Genomic DNA, 15,379 nt, shown 5'->3' with positions numbered 1-15,379 from the left:
AGTGATATTATGATACAAGCCTATGAATACAATCATCAAAATGAATTGGTCAGACCTATCGAAGTGTTCGAAAGGGATGATGAAGGCAATTATGTCATTCCAGATCAATGCACAACAATTGCACCACCCAATAATCCTTCTTTTTATAAAGCTGCATTTGATGTAGAAAAACAACAATGGTATGAATCAGCGACACAGGAGTATATTGATAGCCTAAAACCAGCATCTCTCCCACCAAGTGATATTGAGCTTTTAAAGAAACAAAATGCTTTATTATCAAAACAACTAACGCAGCTATTAACTATGCAAAAAGTAGGTGCTTCAGAATGATGTTTCCGACTGTAGCGGATATCAAACAATTCTGGGACTGGCAGTGTTACGACTCAGAGGACATTGCATTTTATGTAAGCATTGGCTGGATCTCGGCAGACGACTATCAAAATATAACTGGAGAAATATACGAAGCCTAATGGCTTTATTTTTTTTGCCGGAAAGAAGGTGATTCCAATGGAAGTAGATGTCGTTCAAAACTTAATGACACAGGGCCCATTTGCTGTTCTCTTTTGCTGGATTCTGTTTTATGTTCTCAACACAACAAAAGAACGAGAAAACAAGCTCAACGAACAAATCGAGGCGCAAAATGATGTGTTAGCAAAGTTTAGTGAAAAGTATGACGTCGTCATTGACAAACTCGACAAAATTGAACGGAATTTAAAATAGGAGGAAACATCATGAAAACATTCGACAAAGGCACTGTCATTCGAACAGTGCTTCTTTTTATTGCACTCATCAATCAAACGCTTGTCATGTTTGGACAGACGGTGCTGCCGATTAGTGAGGAGCAAGTACAAACCGCTGGTGAGGCACTATATGTAGCAGGTTCCACCATTTTTACGATGGTGACAGCCATTATCGCTTGGTTTAAAAACAATTATGTGACCTACAAAGGTCAATTACAAAAAGATACACTGAAACAAAGAGGGCTAACCAAATAATCGTTGAAGGAGAAACAATATGGTCAATATCATTCAAGCCTATATTCCAAAACACAACCGCAACAGACCAGGAAATACGATGAAGCCGCTCTATATTACGGTGCATAATACCTCTAACACGGCAAAAGGTGCAAATGCGGGGAGTCACGCTGCGTTTGTTGCGCGTTCAAGTACTGGGGTCAGCTGGCATTACACTGTCGACGATCAGGTCATTTATCAGCATTTACCGTTAACCGAGAATGGCTGGCATGCAGGAGATGGAAGAGGCAATGGCAATATGAAATCAATCGGAATTGAAATTTGCGAAAATACAGACGGCAACTTTGAACAAGCAGTCGAAAACGCCCAATGGCTCATTCGAAAGCTAATGGGCGATTTGCGGATTCCTTTATCAAATGTAGTGCCTCATAAACATTGGAGCGGGAAAGAATGTCCAAGGAAATTGCTCGGAAGGTGGGATCAATTTAAAGCTGGAATAGCCACAGCCCATACCGGCAGCAAAAGGACAAGAAAGCCAGTTCGAACAGAGAGCTTGAGTCACAAAGCACCAGTTTCCAAACAGAAATCGTCAAATCTGCCATCTGGCATCTTAAAAATAACCAAGCCCCTAACAAAAGGAGCACAAGTCACAGCTGTGCAAAAAGCCTTATCTTCCCTCTATTTTTACCCAGACAAAGGGGCAAAAAACAACGGTGTTGATGGCTATTATGGACCAAAAACAGCGAATGCGGTCAAGCGGTTCCAGCTCATGAATAGTCTAGCGGCAGACGGGATTTACGGTCCGAAGACGAAGAGCAAAATGGAACAGTTGCTGAAAAAATGATCATTCAAAAAGGGCTATCAGCAGGTGAATAGATTTTCCCCTTGCTGATAGCTAACAAAAAATGACATCATTTGTGATATAATCGACCAAATCACGATCATGAGGGGAGAGTAAAGTGAAAAAGGAACTGTTTCAAGTAATCATGCTGTCAGTGCTGTTCATCTATTTCATTTATCACGGAATGACGAGCGATTTTCCTGTGTCTTACACAATCATTCTCATCACAGCTTATGTCTCTGTGATTACGTACCGCATCATAAAGATATTAGGCTTAAGAAAAAACAAAGAACAAACAGAGCTGTAAGAAATATATACATAAAAAAACCATCCTTGATTTCTCAAGAATGGTTTTTCGTATGGAGCATAGCGGGATCGAACCGCTGACCTCTACGCTGCCAGCGTAGCGCTCTCCCAGCTGAGCTAATGCCCCGATGTATTACGACATAATTTATTATAATCAATCCTCCTGTAAAATTCAAGCTTTAAAACGCACACACATTGTCTATTTATCTTTCTGATCAATCGGGATATAGTCAAAGATTTCCCCTGAATGAACAGAGTCTGCTAAGCGTCTCAGCCAGTCATAGTAGGCTTTTGAACTTTCAAGCTGCTCAATGAGCTGCTGCGCTTCCTCTCTTATATGTTCCTCCAGCTGATCATCACGAGCCACCTCTTGAAGCCGCACTTGTGCTTCTTCAATCGCCGCTAAATTGACCTCGACCTCTCGTTCCCATTTTTGCGGAAAGAAGTTCATGAAAAACTTAAAAAAGTCCTTTTCAGCAACAAAGCTATGTTTTCTTCGTCCTCGGTGAAAGGTCTTTTTGACAATATTCATGTCTTGCAGTTTTTTCACACCCGTACTCATACTTGGTTTGCTCATTTGCAGCTCTTCACGCATTTCATCCAGCGTCATTTCTTCATTTAAATACATGGTCCCATAAAGAATACCAGCACTTCGTGTAATTCCATAGAGATCCATCGTTTCAGCTATGGAATCAATGACTAGATCTTTAGCAGCTAAAATACGCTCTTCTGCTTGCGGCTGTTCCTGCTTTTTCATCTTGTCCCTGCTTTCTATTAAGAGAATTCAATACGTTCAAAAAAATCTTTATGGACTATATGTTAACGAAAGAATGCAAAATGTCAAAAGAAAATGAAGCATATCTCCCTTTGACAGAAAAATTTGAACATGATACGTTAATTATGTTCAAAACGTTAAATTTTTATTTAACAAACTTATCAAAGAGAATCAGAGGAGGTTCCTTCTATGAGTCAAACACTATTTATAGATGGACAATGGGTTGGCGCCAAAAGTGGCGACACGCGGGATATCATTAATCCATTTAATCAAGAAGTGATCGCGACAGTTAGTGAAGGATCAAGAAATGACGCGCAGCTAGCCATTAAAGCAGCGAGAAAAGCCTTCGATCAAGGTGATTGGGCAAACTTGCCTGGACTTGAAAGAGGAAATATGGTGTTTAAGATTGCTGAATTGATTAGGCGTGATCTTGATGAACTAGCCAAATTAGAATCGCTTGATACTGGAAAAACAGTAGAGGAAAGCAAAGCTGATATGGACGATATTGCGAACGTGTTCCAATATTATGCAGGGCTTGCCGACAAAGATGGCGGGGAAATCATTGCATCGCCAATTCAGAACTCTAAAAGCGAATTGGTCAGAGAGCCTGTCGGTGTATGCGGGCAAATTACTCCATGGAACTATCCATTGCTTCAAGCAAGCTGGAAAATCGCACCTGCTCTTGCAGCGGGGAACACAATCGTATTAAAACCAAGTGAAATCACACCACTTACTACGATCAAAGTATTCAAACTCATGGAAGAAGCAGGCATTCCAGCAGGGGTTGCGAACCTAGTCCTTGGACCAGGTGCAACGGTTGGTGATGAGCTTGCTGTAAATGATCATGTCGATTTGATTTCATTTACAGGCGGTATTGAAACAGGTAAGAAAATCATGCAGGGAGCCAGTGGGAATGTGAAGAAAATCGCCCTTGAGCTCGGCGGGAAAAATCCGAATATTGTGTTTCAAGATGCTGATTTAGACGTAGCGGTTGACCAGGCAATGAATGCTGTGTTTTTCCATGCGGGACAAGTGTGTTCAGCAGGTTCACGTTTGCTAGTGGAAGAATCCATTCATGATGAATTTTTAGAAGAACTGGTGAAGCGTACGAAAAAAATCAAGCTAGGCAACGGCTTTGATGAAGAAACCCAGAGCGGACCGCTCATCTCAGCTGAGCATCGAGAAAAAGTAGAAAAATACGTCAGCATTGGGTTAGATGAAGGCGCCAAATTAGAAACAGGCGGAAAAAGACCTGACGCAGAGGAGCTTTCAAATGGGTTCTTCTACTTGCCAACGATTTTCTCAGGCTGCATGTCAGAGATGCGGATTGTTCAGGAAGAAGTCTTTGGCCCAGTATTGACAGTTGAATCCTTCCGTACAGAAGAAGAAGTGATTGAGCTGGCAAACGATACGATTTATGGATTAGCAGGAGCCGTGTGGTCTACTGATATCAGCAAGGCCGAAAGAGTCGCTCGTCAATTAAGATTAGGCACAGTTTGGATCAATGATTTCCATCCTTATTTCGCTCAAGCTCCTTGGGGTGGATATAAGCAATCAGGTCTAGGACGTGAATTAGGACGCACCGGGCTCGAGGAATATACGGAGCTGAAGCATGTATATCGTAATACAAAACCTGAAGCAATTCGCTGGTTTCAATAAAAATCACACATTTGGAGGAGATTCTTTATGACATTAAATATGAAAATTGAAAGCATGCAAAAATTCCATACGTTTGAAATTCCGACTGTCATTAAACATGGCATCGGTGCAGTGAAACATGTTGGGGAAGAAGTAAAAGCATACGGTGTTTCAAAGGTATTGCTTGTAACAGACCCAGGTATTTACCAAGCGGGTGTGGTAGAGCCAGTGATTGCTTCATTAAAAGAAGCACAAATCGATGTGGTGCTATTTGATAAAGTAGAGCCAAACCCACCAGTCCGTTTAGTGAATGAAGGCTCTTCGTTATATGAAAAAGAAGGCTGTAATGGATTAGTCGCAGTAGGTGGCGGAAGCTCAATGGATACAGCGAAGGCGATCGGTGTAGAAGCGACGCATGAAGGCTCAGTCCTTGATTACGAAGCGGCAGAGGGGAAAAAACCGCTTGAAAAGAGAATCCCGCCTTTAACTACTATTCCAACAACGGCTGGTACAGGTTCAGAAGTGACACAGTGGGCAGTAATTACAGATGAAGAAAGAGAATTCAAATTCAACACAGGTGGCCCGCTCATTGCAGCTCACCTCACCGTCATTGATCCAGAGCTTCATGTATCCATGCCGCCTCATGTGACAGCAATGACTGGAATTGATGCACTTGCACACGCCATTGAATGCTATACAATGAAATTTGCTCAGCCCATTACAGATGCGGTCGCGCTCATGGCCATTGAATATGCAGCTCATTACATTCGCCGTGCCTTTGCTGATGGCGAAGACTTAGAAGCCAGATATGGAATGGCACAAGCTGCAATGCTTGCCGGGCTTTCTTATGGAAGCGAATCAGCAGGTGCTGCACATGCGATGAGTCAAACACTCGGAGGCATTATTCCTGTAGCGCACGGCCAGTGTGTTGCAGCAATGATGGGACCGGTGATGGAGTATAACTGGAAGGGGTATCCCGAAAAATTTGCTCGTATTGCGCAAGCATTTGGAATTGATATTAGCCGAATGTCAACAGAGGAAGCCGCCAAAGCAGCAGTGAACTGGATGTATGATTTAGTGGAAGACCTAGAAGTTCCTTCATTAGAAGAACAAGGTGTATCAAAAGATATGATTGACCGCTTATCTAAAGAAGCAATGAAAGATCCGCAAACAATTGGAAACCCAAGAGATCTAAACGAAAAAGCATACAACTGGATTTATGCTCGCTGTTTTGATCTAACGCCTAAAACAGTGTAACAATGAAAAAAGGCTCCCAAAAGGGAGTCTTTTTATGTCTTATAGCTGTTCTTTAATTTCTTTGATTTGATGAATATGGCGTTTTTCATGTGCGCCGATAAAATCAAGATATTGCTTAAGGGATAATTCTTCAAACACAGGATGTGCAATCACGCGCTTGAAATCATCCTCAGTAAATGTTGATAAAATTTGATTGAGCTTCTCACGTGCTGTATCGAGCTCATCCTTTAAATGTGTAGGTGTCACATGCTTGCGCTCAGGCTCAACAATACTGGGCGCACTGGCTTTTTTCGAACGATCCTCTGCCATTTCCACCGGTTTTGGTTCATATTCTTTGATCGGTGCTTTTTTCCCCTCAGCAGCTAGATGTTTTGCTGCCACGAGGTCCATCTTCTTTAAATGATCTGCCACCTCTTGAATACTCCAAGTATCATCAGATAATTTTTGATTCAATTGTTCTTCGTTCAAACCTTGCAGCTCTTGCCACAATTCTTGTCTTGCATCATGTAATAAACTCATTTTCATCACCTCAAGATCAAATTTTAACATACGGGTACATGACAATCATTCTTGAGCTATCGTTGAATTCCTGTGAAGAATTGTGAGGAAATTTGAAACCTTTACAAAAGTGGTTCGTATTACCTGTTAGAAGGAATACATTGGAGGTGAGCATGGTCTAAATGAAACAAAGGCTGTTCATTTCATGAAGAAAGGGTGAGGAAGATGGATGTGTTCGGGCTGCCACTTCAGACGCTATATTTATACATATTGATGATATCAGGAATCCTGACACTTGTTTTCGTCCTTTTCGGCGATGTATTTGATGGATTGTTTGAAGCGATTCCTGTTCCATTCCTTCAACCAACATTAATCCTCGCATTTCTTACCTTTTTCTCGGCTGGAGGGTTTATCTCTGAAAAGACAGCAATTGTAGGGAGTGGACTTGGTGCAGTCTTATCTGCCATCCTCGCAGTGGTTCTTGTGACCTGTTTGAATGTATTTGTCTTAGTCCCGCTTTCCTCTGCTGAAGAATCTCTCTCATATACGGAGGCCGACTTAAAAGGAAGAACTGGGGAGATCATTGTATCTGTTCCAAAAGACGGGTTTGGAGAAGTGCTGTTAATTAGTAATAGCGGGAAAATCTCAAAGCCTGCCGTCAGTTTCGACGAAGAGGAGATTCCATATGGAACCCGGGTGCTGGTCGTCGAAGTGAACAAAGGCGTCTTATCAGTTATACCAAATGAAGAAATCTAGGAGGGAATGCTATGCCAGGAACAACCATTTTAATTATCATTGGAATTGTGCTTGTGATTCTAATTGCACTTATTGGTGTATTTGTTTCGAAATACCGGACAGCTGGTCCAGATGAAGCATTAATCGTCACAGGAAGTTATCTCGGAAGTAAAAATGTCCACGTGGATGAAGGTGGAAACAAGATTAAGATTGTAAGAGGCGGAGGTACCTTTGTACTCCCTGTTTTTCAACAAGCAGAGCCGCTCAGCTTACTATCTAGCAAGCTAGATGTTTCAACACCTGAAGTCTATACTGAACAAGGTGTTCCAGTCATGGCGGACGGAACGGCCATCATTAAAATTGGCGGATCGATTGAAGAAATTGCTACTGCTGCAGAGCAATTTTTAGGTAAAACAAAAGAAGACCGCGAAAACGAAGCGAGAGAAGTACTAGAAGGACACCTTCGCTCCATTTTAGGGTCAATGACAGTTGAAGAGATTTATAAAAACAGAGAGAAATTTTCTCAAGAAGTACAGCGTGTCGCTTCTCAAGATCTAGCGAAAATGGGTCTTGTCATTGTATCGTTTACCATCAAAGATGTCCGTGATAAAAATGGCTATTTAGAATCATTAGGTAAACCTAGAATTGCCCAAGTGAAACGCGATGCAGATATTGCAACAGCAGAAGCAGATAAAGAAACACGTATCAAACGTGCAGAAGCAGATAAAGATGCGAAGAAATCTGAGCTTGAGCGTGCCACTGAAATCGCTGAAGCAGAAAAGATCAATGAACTGAAAAGAGCAGAATTCAGACGTGAACAAGATACAGCAAAAGCAAGTGCCGACCAAGCGTACGATCTTGAAACAGCTCGTAATCGTCAGCACGTAACTGAACAAGAAATGCAAGTAAAAATCATTGAACGTCAGAAGCAAATTGAATTAGAAGAAAAAGAGATTCAGCGTCGTGAGCGTCAATACGATTCTGAAGTGAAAAAGAAAGCAGATGCGGATCGTTATGCGGTTGAGCAGTCAGCTGCGGCGGAAAAAGCGAAACGCCTCGCAGAAGCAGATGCCAAGAAATACAGCATTGAAGCAATGGCAAAAGCAGAAGCTGAGAAAGTCCGAATTGACGGGCTTGCTAAAGCGGAAGCTGATCGTGCAAAAGGGGAAACGGAAGCCGAAGTCATTAGACTGAAAGGACTTGCGGAAGCCGAAGCGAAAGAGAAAATCGCTGAAGCATTCGAACAATATGGTCAGGCAGCAATCCTTGATATGATTGTGAAAATGCTTCCTGAATATGCGAAGCAAGTATCTGCACCACTTTCTAACATTGATAAAATTACAGTTGTGGATACGGGAGGTAACGGAGAAGGCAGCGGTGCCAATAAAGTCACTGGCTATGCTACAAATCTCATGTCCAGTCTGCAAGAAAGTCTGAAAGCATCCTCTGGAATTGATGTCAAAGAAATTATTGAGAACTTTTCCGGCAAAGGTAATGTGAAGCAAAGCATTCAGGAACTAACGAATGAAATCAAACAGCCAAGAAAAAAAGAGATCGCTGATACTCAAATAGAAGAATAAAATCAATAGACACCTTCCATCAGAAGGTGTCTATTTGGCATACGCTCGATATGGATGCCTTTTTACATATGAAGAAAGATTTACGAGAATACCAGCAGATATCATCATGAACACTAGGGAGGAGCCGCCATAACTAATGAAGGGAAGCGGAATGCCTGTGATCGGAAGAAGACCAAAGACAGCGCCTAAATTAAAGACTGCTTGGAGCATGATTTGAAACGTAAGCCCAATCGTTAACAGTTTTCCAAAAGGGTCATGTAAAGCCTGCACAATTCGCAATGCGCGATACATGATGAGTAGATATGCGCCCATCACAATCAAAATCCCCATAATGCCTAGCTCTTCACTGATAATGGCCATAATAAAATCCGTATGCGCTTCAGGAAGAAAGCCTAGCTTTTGAATGCTCCCACCTAAGCCATTCCCTGTCAGCCCGCCTGAATTCATTGCGAGATAAGAATGAATCAGCTGATAGCCATCTCCATCTTCATACTGAAAAGGTTCACGAAAAGAAGTCAGCCGCTTCAAACGGTAAGGAGCTGTCACTGCAAAAAAAGTGATGCCCGCTGCGGCAGTCGATCCTAGCAAAATGAGATGGCGCGTTTTCAGCCCAGCGCACAATAAAATAATGCCGCAGCTCAACAAAATAGACACAGCTGTGCCTAAATCAGGCTGTTTCAAGATTAATAAAAATACAAGACTTAAAAGGATGAGTGGCGGCAGTACGCCTTTTTTAAAAGATGTAATGTACGCCTGTTTTTTCGCGTACACATAGGCAAAATAAATCACCATCACTAGTTTCACAGCTTCAGATGGTTGGAGCATAAGAGAACCCAGCTGAATCCACCGCTGTGAATTGTTTTTGACGACACCGATTCCAGGAATCAGGACTAGGATGAGACATAGCAATGACAGCATGACAAGCCATTTCATCCATTTACGATAAATCTGATAAGGGAAAAGAGCAGCAATGAAGAAAAAGAATCCCCCAATCAGGAGCCATTGCCATTGTTTGATAAAGAAATAGCTGCCCTTCTCATACTTCACTTCTCCTAAAGGATAACTTGCACTGTACACCATCAGTAAGCCAAATAAACTGAGGAATACAATTGTTCCAACAAGAACGAGGTCGACTCTTTTGAGATGAGATAGAAGAAATGCCACCATCTTCAATTCCAATTGTCTCCAAACATATAGGATGATGACCTGATATTGACACTAAACACGAGGCCAATGGCGATCATGTTAGTCAATAGCGCACTGCCTCCATAGCTGATAAAAGGAAGCGCGAGTCCCGTCACAGGCATTAAACCGACTGTCATCCCTACGTTTTGGAAAACTTGAAACACGATCAGCCCAACGACTCCTGCACATATGTACAAGCCATAAAGCGTATTCGCGTGCATAGCGACATGAATGATTCGATAAATCATCGTTAAGTACAAACACATCAAAAGGGAAGCGCCGATAAAACCAAACTCCTCACCAATGACGGCAAATATAAAATCCGTATGCGCTTCGGGGATATTACCGCCTTGTACTTGATGCCCCTTTGTAAAACCGCTTCCTGATAATTGACCTGATCCAATGCCGAGCATCGATTGTTTCAGCTGATACCCGTATGTCGAATCAAATTCATCGGGAGAGAGCCAGCCATAAATGCGATCAAGCTGGTGAGGCTTAATGATTTTTGTGAAATGCTCAAAGTGCTCGTTGTGTAAGTAGACCAAAAATGAAAGAAGTGCCAGAAAAGAAGCGGTTAATGCGGCCATCATCTTGCTAGAAATCCCTGACACAAGCATCAGTGTAAAGGCGATAGATAATATCACGAGCGCTGTCCCTAAATCAGGCTGAATTAAGATGAGGAAAAAAGGGACAACGGTCCAGCAAACGACTTTACTTGTAGGAATGATGCTTTCTTTAAACGAAAAGCGCCGGTGCTTGTATTGGTTCAGCACAGCCGCTAGAAGCAATATCATAAAAATTTTCATGAACTCTGATGGCTGAACTTTGATTGAACCGAAGCTGATCCACCTTTGCGATCCGTTTTGACTCGTTCCAAAAAAGTGCACAAGAATAATGAGGAAAATACCACCTGCAAATAACCGAAAAGATAACCGCTCAAGCAATTCATAATCAAAGTATGCAGCTATTGCCATGAGACCAAAGCCGACGATATACCAGAAGATTTGTCTTTTGACGAAATAAAACATATCCTGCGTTTCATACTGGCCCGATCCGCTATATACAGCTATCAGGCTGATGACAAATAAACAAATCACAGTGAGTAAAAGGATGAAGTCAATGCTGTACTGTTTTTTCATAGCTTCTTTTCCTGTTACCTATTTGTCAGCTGCTCTATGACGATTTTCACAGCCGCAGCATCATCAATGTAGCCGATCGGAAAAATATAATCTGGTATTAAGTCAACAGGCATAATGAAATAAAGGAGTGCCCCTCCCATCAGCATTAATTCTCGAGAAGTACCTCGTCTGGTCATAAATAAGCTGTACATGTCATTCAAATGCTGAAGGAATGGTCCGACGCCGTTTAGCGTCTCCATCTTTTTTTCAAACTTTGCCGATATCGTTTCTTTTCCCTCGTTTGTTTGGCTATAGGTCTCATATTCGTTTAGCTTTTGTTTCAATTTGGCCTGACTAAATGTACCGTCGTAGACCGCCTGATCTTTCAGTGTTGTTTCGATCTCTACGACCGTTTGTATGAACGTATCACTATATACTTTTTCGTTTTTGATTGGAAACCCTGCACCAGCTAATAGTTGATCTAATGATAGGTTCAGAGAATCTGAAAGTCGCTGCAGATGATTCAAAGTTGGTTTTCTTTTTCCATTCATGATTCGAGACAGTGTCGCTTTATCAATTTCTGTGTATGTGCTGAGCTCTCTTAAAGATAGAGATCGTTGTTGCAATCTTTCCTTTAAGAGGTGCCCAAGCTCAGTTGTTTTAGTATCCATTTTACGTCATCCTTTGTATGATGTATCAACTCTTCTATAGAAGAAGTCGTACCCAATATAAAGGCGTGTTGACAAAATGTCAACAGATATCAATTATTGATTGAATTTTAGGAAATAGGAATTTATCATAATAAAGATAGAGTGAAAACAGTGAGAAGGAGTGGCGCGGATGAAGGTGAGACATGCTGTACAACAAGATATTCCTAAAATCGCCGAAATACATGTGAAGAGCTGGCAGACGACTTATCAAGGCATTATTAATCAGGATTATTTGGATGGTTTACAGATAGAAGATAAGGAAGAGAGCTGGAGAAGAAGGTCACTTGAAGGGACGTTTGTCGCAGAAGATGACGAGGGGGTATTTGGTTTTGCTTCTTTTGGAAAACAACGTGATGAGCGCTATCCAACATATGATGGAGAACTTTATGCGATCTATCTATTGCAAGAGAAACAGAAATCAGGAGCAGGTATTGCTTTAATTTCAGAAGGAGTGCGTTTTTTAATAGAGAAAGGGTATCAGAATATAATGCTGTGGGTGTTTGAACAAAATTCGGCAAAGCATTTTTATCAAAAGCTTCAACCTCATTTTGTCGTTACCAGCCAGTTCGAGCTGGCTGGCGAGAAGCATAATGAAATAGGGTATGGGTGGGAGCTGCCGGTATTAAATGACCATGTACACCGAATTAAATCGTCAGCTTCCAATAATAATGAGAGAAAAAAGTGAAAAGCACAGCTAGCAGCATATAAGAGATAAGAGGAGAAGCTTCTACTTTTCCTTTTATTCCTGCTATTTTTAAAGCTTCATAGAAACCGGCCAAAAAATAAGCAAGACTGAGAATATAACAGCACAGCATAATGGAGTAAGGGTTCATTGGCGTACCTCCAACATGAAATCTTCTACTATTAATAGATTCCATAGAGCGGCAAATTATGCATAAAAAAATAACCAGCTGAAATCAGCCAGTTATTTTTTGTGAGGGAAAACCAAACGAGATGCACTTGGTATGAGTATGCAAAGAACAATACTGCAAATAATAAATGAAGGAACCATATATGTGCTGTTATAAATTAAAGAATAAACCCAACCCGGTGTTCCTTTTGGTGCATACTGAGAAAAGAAAACAACACCAGAAATAAAGAACGTCAACAGTCTGAAGAAACTTGCAACAAATACGGATAAGGTAATATAGAAGAATTGCTGCTTTCGCTTTTGATCCTGAATGGCTTTTTTAATCAATCCAGCAAAGAGGCCGCTTAGGGAAATGACAACAGATGCGACGAAATAATCGAGAAATCCTTGAACTGGTGTAGCGATAATAGGGCCATTCATCAGCTGAAGGCCTGCAATAAGCACACCAATGATAAACCCGGTTGATATTCCCCATCTAATAGACATAAGAATGACGGGTATCATAATCAGCGCAAGAGATCCGCCGTTTGGCATTCTTAAAAAGAGACTTGATAAGTAATCTAATACTAGTGCAAGTGAAGTCATAATTGCGATTTCCATCAGTCGTACCAATTGATTTGATTGCTGCATAAAAAAATCTCCCTTTTCATGAATTGAGCAAGGAGAGACCGTGTAAGGATGAGTATGTTATTCATAGAAAAACATATCGAGTTGAATACACCACATGTATTCAATAGAATCCACATTCCTACTTCAGTATTAACTGACAGGTTCAAAGGGTCAGAACAACGAGTGTTCACTCTCAGCACAAAGCTCCCCCTGCGGTTATTTAGTTTTCTTCTATTATAAATATACTAAAGACCTTCAGGATCAACAATAGAGAATTCCTGTTACAATCAATTTTTGTATGATTATATAGGAAGAGATAAGGAAAAATAAATTATTTAGAAAAAATACTTGTTTCCTCTCTCAAAAGGTGTTATATTTGTATTCGCCGCTAAAACAGCGCGGTTATTAAATAACATAAAGAAAAAAGTTGTTGACTTCAACTTGATAGAATGTTATATTAATAAAGTCGCCTCTGAGAGACGACGAAGATGATCTTTGAAAACTAAACAAGACAAAACGTACCTGTTAATTCGAGTTTTTATAAAAAAATCCTATGATATATCATAGGTAGTCAGTCAAACGCTGACGAAAAACAAAACTTCGGTTTTGTACTTTTTCGGAGAGTTTGATCCTGGCTCAGGACGAACGCTGGCGGCGTGCCTAATACATGCAAGTCGAGCGAACAGAAGGGAGCTTGCTCCCGGATGTTAGCGGCGGACGGGTGAGTAACACGTGGGTAACCTGCCTGTAAGACTGGGATAACTCCGGGAAACCGGAGCTAATACCGGATAGTTCCTTGAACCGCATGGTTCAAGGATGAAAGACGGTTTCGGCTGTCACTTACAGATGGACCCGCGGCGCATTAGCTAGTTGGTGGGGTAATGGCTCACCAAGGCGACGATGCGTAGCCGACCTGAGAGGGTGATCGGCCACACTGGGACTGAGACACGGCCCAGACTCCTACGGGAGGCAGCAGTAGGGAATCTTCCGCAATGGACGAAAGTCTGACGGAGCAACGCCGCGTGAGTGATGAAGGTTTTCGGATCGTAAAGCTCTGTTGTTAGGGAAGAACAAGTGCGAGAGTAACTGCTCGCACCTTGACGGTACCTAACCAGAAAGCCACGGCTAACTACGTGCCAGCAGCCGCGGTAATACGTAGGTGGCAAGCGTTGTCCGGAATTATTGGGCGTAAAGGGCTCGCAGGCGGTTTCTTAAGTCTGATGTGAAAGCCCCCGGCTCAACCGGGGAGGGTCATTGGAAACTGGGAAACTTGAGTGCAGAAGAGGAGAGTGGAATTCCACGTGTAGCGGTGAAATGCGTAGAGATGTGGAGGAACACCAGTGGCGAAGGCGACTCTCTGGTCTGTAACTGACGCTGAGGAGCGAAAGCGTGGGGAGCGAACAGGATTAGATACCCTGGTAGTCCACGCCGTAAACGATGAGTGCTAAGTGTTAGGGGGTTTCCGCCCCTTAGTGCTGCAGCTAACGCATTAAGCACTCCGCCTGGGGAGTACGGTCGCAAGACTGAAACTCAAAGGAATTGACGGGGGCCCGCACAAGCGGTGGAGCATGTGGTTTAATTCGAAGCAACGCGAAGAACCTTACCAGGTCTTGACATCCTCTGACAACCCTAGAGATAGGGCTTTCCCTTCGGGGACAGAGTGACAGGTGGTGCATGGTTGTCGTCAGCTCGTGTCGTGAGATGTTGGGTTAAGTCCCGCAACGAGCGCAACCCTTGATCTTAGTTGCCAGCATTTAGTTGGGCACTCTAAGGTGACTGCCGGTGACAAACCGGAGGAAGGTGGGGATGACGTCAAATCATCATGCCCCTTATGACCTGGGCTACACACGTGCTACAATGGACAGAACAAAGGGCTGCGAGACCGCAAGGTTTAGCCAATCCCATAAATCTGTTCTCAGTTCGGATCGCAGTCTGCAACTCGACTGCGTGAAGCTGGAATCGCTAGTAATCGCGGATCAGCATGCCGCGGTGAATACGTTCCCGGGCCTTGTACACACCGCCCGTCACACCACGAGAGTTTGCAACACCCGAAGTCGGTGAGGTAACCTTTATGGAGCCAGCCGCCGAAGGTGGGGCAGATGATTGGGGTGAAGTCGTAACAAGGTAGCCGTATCGGAAGGTGCGGCTGGATCACCTCCTTTCTAAGGATATATGGAGCAGCGTGCGTTTTCGTCTTGTTTAGTTTTGAAGGATCATTCCTTCAAAACATGTCTCTAGCGAGACAGGATTGTTCTTTGAAAACTAGATAACAATAAGTAATA

The 15,379-nt window shown here is 42.5% G+C and carries 17 protein-coding genes, 1 tRNA gene, 1 rRNA gene and 1 riboswitch; of the genes, 12 read left to right on the top strand and 7 right to left on the bottom strand.

The window, feature by feature from the left end; all coding sequences use genetic code 11:
* The first annotated feature begins 9 nt into the window (after positions 1–9).
* The 6 genes from MHI16_RS14295 to MHI16_RS14270 all read left to right on the top strand — a co-directional run bounded on the left by MHI16_RS14295 (position 10) and on the right by MHI16_RS14270 (position 2,122).
* Positions 10–330, top strand: a complete 321-nt coding sequence (locus MHI16_RS14295) for a hypothetical protein (RefSeq protein ID WP_058013856.1) — start codon at positions 10–12, stop codon at positions 328–330.
* Positions 327–470, top strand: a complete 144-nt coding sequence (locus MHI16_RS14290; RefSeq protein ID WP_186306804.1) for an XkdX family protein — start codon at positions 327–329, stop codon at positions 468–470. Before MHI16_RS14295 ends, MHI16_RS14290 begins: the two co-directional genes overlap by 4 nt.
* A gap of 37 nt (positions 471–507) precedes the next feature.
* On the top strand, positions 508–720 hold the full coding sequence (locus MHI16_RS14285; protein WP_017367922.1) for a BhlA/UviB family holin-like peptide: 213 nt from the start codon (positions 508–510) through the stop codon (positions 718–720).
* An 11-nt stretch (positions 721–731) separates the two neighbouring features.
* Positions 732–995 (top strand): phage holin, encoded by a 264-nt coding sequence (locus tag MHI16_RS14280; protein ID WP_003212734.1) that lies wholly within the window; start codon positions 732–734, stop codon positions 993–995.
* A 19-nt stretch (positions 996–1,014) separates the two neighbouring features.
* Entirely contained in the window at positions 1,015–1,818 is an 804-nt protein-coding gene (locus tag MHI16_RS14275) for an N-acetylmuramoyl-L-alanine amidase (protein WP_058013858.1), read from the top strand.
* 115 nt (positions 1,819–1,933) lie between these two features.
* A complete protein-coding gene (locus MHI16_RS14270; protein WP_058013859.1) occupies positions 1,934–2,122 on the top strand; it encodes a hypothetical protein in 189 nt (62 codons plus the stop codon).
* Between the two features lie 53 nt (positions 2,123–2,175).
* On the opposite strand, the gene MHI16_RS14265 is transcribed toward MHI16_RS14270, so the two are convergent.
* Positions 2,176–2,248: transfer RNA gene (locus MHI16_RS14265), tRNA-Ala, on the bottom strand.
* Between the two features lie 72 nt (positions 2,249–2,320).
* Positions 2,321–2,878: a GbsR/MarR family transcriptional regulator gene (locus MHI16_RS14260; RefSeq protein ID WP_044140749.1), complete on the bottom strand. Its 558-nt coding sequence runs from the start codon at positions 2,876–2,878 to the stop codon at positions 2,321–2,323.
* Positions 2,879–3,085: 207 nt separating this feature from the next.
* Here MHI16_RS14260 and betB point away from each other — a divergent pair, with 207 nt between their 5' ends.
* Together betB and MHI16_RS14250 are read left to right on the top strand one after the other, a co-directional pair.
* Positions 3,086–4,555 carry a betaine-aldehyde dehydrogenase gene (betB, locus tag MHI16_RS14255; RefSeq protein ID WP_144461913.1) on the top strand — a complete coding sequence of 490 codons (1,470 nt, stop codon included), beginning with the start codon at positions 3,086–3,088 and terminating at the stop codon, positions 4,553–4,555.
* 27 nt (positions 4,556–4,582) lie between these two features.
* Complete coding sequence (locus tag MHI16_RS14250) at positions 4,583–5,791, top strand: iron-containing alcohol dehydrogenase (RefSeq protein WP_058013861.1); 1,209 nt, start codon at positions 4,583–4,585, stop codon at positions 5,789–5,791.
* Between the two features lie 39 nt (positions 5,792–5,830).
* Here MHI16_RS14250 and MHI16_RS14245 read toward each other — a convergent pair whose 3' ends face one another.
* Positions 5,831–6,310 (bottom strand): DinB family protein, encoded by a 480-nt coding sequence (locus MHI16_RS14245; RefSeq protein WP_058013909.1) that lies wholly within the window; start codon positions 6,308–6,310, stop codon positions 5,831–5,833.
* Positions 6,311–6,514: 204 nt separating this feature from the next.
* On the opposite strand from MHI16_RS14245, the gene MHI16_RS14240 reads away from it, so the two are divergent.
* Complete coding sequence (locus MHI16_RS14240) at positions 6,515–7,045, top strand: hypothetical protein (protein ID WP_058013862.1); 531 nt, start codon at positions 6,515–6,517, stop codon at positions 7,043–7,045.
* A gap of 11 nt (positions 7,046–7,056) precedes the next feature.
* Positions 7,057–8,604 (top strand): flotillin family protein, encoded by a 1,548-nt coding sequence (locus MHI16_RS14235; RefSeq protein WP_003213366.1) that lies wholly within the window; start codon positions 7,057–7,059, stop codon positions 8,602–8,604.
* Between the two features lie 30 nt (positions 8,605–8,634).
* On the opposite strand, the gene ftsW is transcribed toward MHI16_RS14235, so the two are convergent.
* From ftsW to MHI16_RS14220, 3 genes are read right to left on the bottom strand one after another with little or no spacing between them, the layout of a single operon-like run.
* A complete protein-coding gene (ftsW, locus tag MHI16_RS14230; protein ID WP_058013863.1) occupies positions 8,635–9,777 on the bottom strand; it encodes a putative lipid II flippase FtsW in 1,143 nt (380 codons plus the stop codon).
* Complete coding sequence (gene rodA, locus MHI16_RS14225; protein WP_058013864.1) at positions 9,774–10,928, bottom strand: rod shape-determining protein RodA; 1,155 nt, start codon at positions 10,926–10,928, stop codon at positions 9,774–9,776. Before rodA ends, ftsW begins: the two co-directional genes overlap by 4 nt.
* Positions 10,929–10,942: 14 nt before the next feature.
* Positions 10,943–11,578 carry a DUF1232 domain-containing protein gene (locus MHI16_RS14220; RefSeq protein WP_342497993.1) on the bottom strand — a complete coding sequence of 212 codons (636 nt, stop codon included), beginning with the start codon at positions 11,576–11,578 and terminating at the stop codon, positions 10,943–10,945.
* 169 nt (positions 11,579–11,747) lie between these two features.
* On the opposite strand from MHI16_RS14220, the gene MHI16_RS14215 reads away from it, so the two are divergent.
* A complete protein-coding gene (locus tag MHI16_RS14215; protein ID WP_342497992.1) occupies positions 11,748–12,302 on the top strand; it encodes a GNAT family N-acetyltransferase in 555 nt (184 codons plus the stop codon).
* A gap of 240 nt (positions 12,303–12,542) precedes the next feature.
* Here the strand turns inward: MHI16_RS14215 and thiT are convergent, their stop codons facing one another.
* Complete coding sequence (gene thiT / locus MHI16_RS14210) at positions 12,543–13,118, bottom strand: energy-coupled thiamine transporter ThiT (protein WP_058013867.1); 576 nt, start codon at positions 13,116–13,118, stop codon at positions 12,543–12,545.
* A gap of 98 nt (positions 13,119–13,216) precedes the next feature.
* Positions 13,217–13,318: riboswitch (TPP riboswitch) on the bottom strand.
* A 392-nt stretch (positions 13,319–13,710) separates the two neighbouring features.
* Here thiT and MHI16_RS14205 point away from each other — a divergent pair.
* Positions 13,711–15,259 (top strand): 16S ribosomal RNA (locus tag MHI16_RS14205).
* Positions 15,260–15,379 lie beyond the last annotated feature (120 nt).

This window comes from Bacillus sp. FSL K6-0923 (assembly GCF_038630825.1).
Classification (GTDB): Bacteria; Bacillota; Bacilli; order Bacillales; family Bacillaceae; genus Bacillus; species Bacillus pumilus.
The sequence above is the reverse complement of the archived record's forward strand: the minus strand, read 5'-3'. Positions and strand labels throughout refer to the sequence as shown.